Origin of the sequence: Actinomadura darangshiensis (genome assembly GCF_004349235.1) — a bacterium.
GTDB classification, from domain to species: domain Bacteria; phylum Actinomycetota; class Actinomycetes; order Streptosporangiales; family Streptosporangiaceae; genus Spirillospora; species Spirillospora darangshiensis.
Map to the genome: position 1 here is coordinate 1 of NZ_SMKY01000587.1, position 2,037 is coordinate 2,037.

Below are 2,037 nucleotides of genomic sequence, written 5' to 3' on the forward strand. Positions count from 1 at the left end.
GGCGTGGAACGTGTTTTCGCAGTTGGGGGCCTGCACGGAGTGCCGGCATATGGAGGAGTGGGAGGTGGGTGATGACGGCGTTGTTGGCTGTGCTGTGCGCGGCGGCGTCGGCTTTTCTTCTTCCGAAGGGGACGACCGCGGCGGCGCAGAGGGTCGCCGTCCAGTTTCGGGGGACGTCGCCGAGGCACGCGGTCCCGCGAGGGCGGCAGGCGCGGTCTCGTGGCCACCCCCGAGGGCAACGTTCGTCGGGAAGCGTGGACGAACGGGAGGGCAGAGAGGCGGCCCAACGCCGCGACATTGGCCTGCGGCGGACGGCTGCTGTGGCGGCGGGAATCCTGTGCGTGGTGTTGTTCGGTGGAGTGACTGGCGGAGTCGTCGGTGTGCTGGCGGCGGTGGCGGTCTGGGTGTCCTTTAGCCGTCTTGGGGACGGAGAACGTCGTCGCAGACGGGCTCGACTCATCGCGGACCTTCCGGTCGCGGTGGATCTCCTGGCGGCGTGCCTGCGTGGAGGCGCCCCCTGGCATGAAGCGGTGGCCGCGGTCGCCGATGCGGTGGGAGGCCCTCTCGGGGACGAACTGCGAGCCGTTTCCGTGCAGATCAAGCTCGGGGCCGACCCGGCGGATGCCTGGCTCGCGTTGACGGAGGAGCCGATGCTCGCGCCGCTGGCTCGGGCGGCCGTCAGGGCTGGGTCCACGGGTGCGGCGCTCGCCCCGTCCCTCAGCCGTCTCGCGCGTGACCAGCGACGTGTCGCCCGATCGGCCGCCGCGGCGAGAGCACGGGCCGCCGGCATTCGCGCGCTCGCTCCGCTTGGCCTCTGCTTCCTGCCCGCCTTCGTCTTGCTGGGGGTCGTCCCGGCCATCGCCGGCATCGCCTCGACGATCCTCCTGCCGTGGTGAGCCGGGTTATCCACAGAACGAGGTTCTTCTATCACGCAGCGTGCTGATTCAGCAGGCTTGAAGAGTTCCACGAGTGAAAGGAGCTCCGATGAGGGCGATGAAGACGGCGGTGCAGCGATGGTCCAGGGCATGCGGGGACCGCGGGATGTCCACCGCCGAGTACGCGGTCGGCACCATCGCGGCAGCGGCCTTCGCCGGGCTGCTGTTCAAGATCCTGACCAGTTCGCAAGTGAAGTCGCTGCTCTTACAGATCATCGAGAAGGCCCTCAAGCTGGCCGGCTGAGGGACCGCGGGATGGCCACGGCGGAGATCGCCGTGGCCCTCCCCGCCCTGGTGCTGATCACTGCGGTCGCGCTGTGGGGTGTGACGGTCGCCTCCGTCCAGCTCACCTGCACGGACGCCGCCCGGGCCGGCGCCCGCGCCGCGGCCAGAGGCGAATCCCTCACCGCTGTGCGCGGCCTGGTGGTGAGGGCGGTCCCGCAGAAGGCGACGGTTGATGTCCGCCGCGACGAGGCGACCGTCCACGTGGACATCTCCGCGCCTGTCGAGCCCGCCGCAGCGATCGGCCTGCCGCCTCTGACCGTCCACGCCCACGTGGCCGCAGCCACCGAACCCGGCGTCCCAGCCGGCAAGCAATGACTGGCCACGTCGGCCACCGCGGTTCGCGACCACGCCCGGTCCAAGGACCTGCCTCCCGAGGGGTGCCGTCGTGGTCGGGCCGGTCTCGGCGAGACCGTCTGGTGAATGGCGGGTCGGCTTTTCGGACGGCGGTCGCTGGCCACCAGGTACATCGCGACGGGAGTGTCAGGACGTGCCGGCCCTTCGGGCGGCGGTCGCTGGACGCTGGTTTCCAGGTGCATCGCGACAGGAGTGTCCGGGCGTGGCGGTGTTGACGCCGACAGTGCGGCGGACGTCGCGCTGTCGGTCACCGGGCCGAAGAGGTCGCGAAAGCTTGGCGCATTCGCGTGAGTGGACCTTGTGCTGGCGCATCCCACCCCACGCCCGCATCACACCTCCGGCTGGAGCGGGGAAACGGTCGGTGGAGGTGGGGGATCTGGCATGAGGCGCAGAGGGTTGTGAGCCGGGGACGGCTGCCCGTGCGCGGTGGTGTACGGGCTGCGCGGGGTGAGTGGGCGGAAAG

The 2,037-nt window shown here is 70.6% G+C and carries 3 protein-coding genes; all 3 read left to right on the top strand.

Annotated features, from left to right (window positions below; translation table 11 throughout):
• Positions 1-254 precede the first annotated feature (254 nt).
• The 3 genes from E1293_RS46655 (at position 255) to E1293_RS46665 (ending at position 1,535) form a co-directional block, all read left to right on the top strand.
• Positions 255-896, top strand: coding sequence for a type II secretion system F family protein (locus E1293_RS46655; RefSeq protein ID WP_243717579.1), 642 nt, complete (start codon positions 255-257; stop codon positions 894-896).
• Positions 897-984: 88 nt separating this feature from the next.
• Positions 985-1,179, top strand: a complete 195-nt coding sequence (locus E1293_RS46660) for a DUF4244 domain-containing protein (RefSeq protein ID WP_132206524.1) — start codon at positions 985-987, stop codon at positions 1,177-1,179.
• 11 nt (positions 1,180-1,190) lie between these two features.
• The gene (locus E1293_RS46665) at positions 1,191-1,535 is read left to right on the top strand and encodes a TadE family type IV pilus minor pilin (RefSeq protein ID WP_132206526.1); all 345 of its coding nucleotides are present in this window, start codon (positions 1,191-1,193) and stop codon (positions 1,533-1,535) included.
• The last annotated feature ends 502 nt before the right edge of the window (positions 1,536-2,037 follow it).